The organism is Clostridium sp., from assembly GCF_051656525.1.
In the GTDB taxonomy this organism is placed as follows: domain Bacteria; phylum Bacillota; class Clostridia; order Clostridiales; family Clostridiaceae; genus Clostridium.
Genome location: NZ_JBOGCC010000386.1, coordinates 1 through 2004, shown reverse-complemented (window position 1 = coordinate 2004; position 2004 = coordinate 1). Strand labels below are relative to the sequence as shown.

The 2004-nt window shown below is 30.7% G+C and carries 1 protein-coding gene and 1 pseudogene; both read left to right on the top strand.

Annotated features, from left to right (window positions below; translation table 11 throughout):
* Positions 1-185 precede the first annotated feature (185 nt).
* Positions 186-1526 carry an MBL fold metallo-hydrolase gene (locus tag ACRDDY_RS18775; RefSeq protein ID WP_438566446.1) on the top strand — a complete coding sequence of 447 codons (1341 nt, stop codon included), beginning with the start codon at positions 186-188 and terminating at the stop codon, positions 1524-1526.
* 62 nt (positions 1527-1588) lie between these two features.
* Positions 1589-2004, top strand: a pseudogene (locus tag ACRDDY_RS18770) (hypothetical protein); the annotation flags it as partial.

Below are 2004 nucleotides of genomic sequence, written 5' to 3'. Positions count from 1 at the left end.
TACCAAAACTTACAATCCAAGAAGCTACAGTAGAAGAGATTCAATCTATCTCAAGCGAACGTGGGACTGGTATGTTAGGCTCAAGTGGTAAATAGATTTAAAGAGGGATTATCCCTCTTTTTTAATATAATGAAATTGAGGTGATATGATGGAGTATAAATTAAAAATCTAAGGGAGAGATAAATGTGAAAGTTAAATTTGTAGGTATGAGTTCAGAAGATGTTACAGGGAGTCAAACACTTGTTGAATTAAACAATGGAAAGAAAATATTAATTGATTTTGGAATGTATCAATCAAACAATATGATGAAAGACCATTTAATCAACAGTTCGAACTTTAAGTTTAGAGTTTCTGAAATAGACTATGTAATAATAAGCCACACTCATGCAGACCATTGTGCTTTGCTAGGATTGTTGTACAAAAGAGGTTACAAAGGGAAAGTTGGGATTGTCAAGGGAACTAGAAATTTAACAAAATTCATGCTTGAAGATTGTGCCTATATCTTATCAAAAACTGCCAAGACTCTTTCAAAAGGTAAAAAGCAATATCAATCATTATATGAGTTAGAGCACGTTGAAATGGTAATGAACAATATTGAAGAGTATGATTTTTTTGATGAAGTAAAAATAGGTGATGGTGCTTCATTTGAGTTCATACCTTCTCAACACATTGCAAAGTCAGCACAAATAATAATTAAAGAAGGAAACAATAAATTTGTTTACAGTGGTGATTTGGGAAATCTAAACAAGGCTTGTTTATATTCAGAGAAACTTAAACCAGTTTCAAACTGCCACACATATGTCACAGAAAGCACGTATGGAGAGAGAGATAGGGTTGATGGTACAATTACTAGGGCAAATGAAGAAAGGCTTTTAGAAGCGATTTTAAGCAACACACAGGGCATTACATTAATTCCTTGTTTTAGTTTGCAGAGGACTCAAGAAATTCTACACCTATTGAAAGATAGTAAATACCAAATATATGTAGATAGTCCTCTTAGTGTTAAAATTACAGAGGAGTTTAATAAGCTTTATGGGCTAGAAGAAATACTGCAAAAGTCAAATATTCATTTAATTGAAAAATGGGAAGACAGTCTTTCTATAATGTCAAATAATGAGAAAAAAGTTATATTAAGCTCTGCTGGTATGTTAAATGCAGGGAGAAGTGTCGAATGGGCTAAGAAGATAATTTCAGATCAAAGAAACTCTATTATATTTGTTGGGTATTGTTCAAATGGAACAATAGGTAGAATTATACAAGATAATCCAAAAGTTGTTAAATTCGATTCGACAACAGAATTAGAATTAAGATGCAGTGTTACAACCCTAACAACATTTTCATCTCATATGCAAAGAGAGGACTTGATAGAATATTTATCAAGCATAAATTGTGAAAATATAGTACTTCATCATGGCAACAAGAAAGCTAAAGAAGACTTAAAGGAAGATTTGGAAATAGCCATTAAAGACAAATTAAAAACAACCAAAGTCTATATAGCTTCAAGAAACTATGAAATTTTTATTTAGCATGGGTATAAACTCATGCTCTCTTACATATAATATTAATATAAACACATTAGGAGGACTATATGAACAATAGAGTGGGAGAAAAATCTACAAGCAGTAATGGCGAAACTATGACTATAATAAATTATAAAGGGGCGAATGATATTGACGTTCAATTTGATGACGGAACAATAATTGAAAGTAAAGGATATAGAGAATTCAAAAATGGAAATATTAAAAACCCGAACTTTTGGAAGAAAGAAGTTGGTAAAAAATTTAATAAGCTGACAATTGTGGATTATGATTTAAATAGAGTTAACAAAAAAAGGTGGAAGTGTGTTTGTGATTGTGGTAATTATATTTATACAGAGCTATATTCTTTAAAAAATGGTGAGACAAAATCTTGTGGATGTTATAGAAGAGATATCCTTTTATCTCAAGGAAAATTAAATTCAAAAGCAAATAAATATGTTTTTAAGCATGACTATGTAATTGGTTA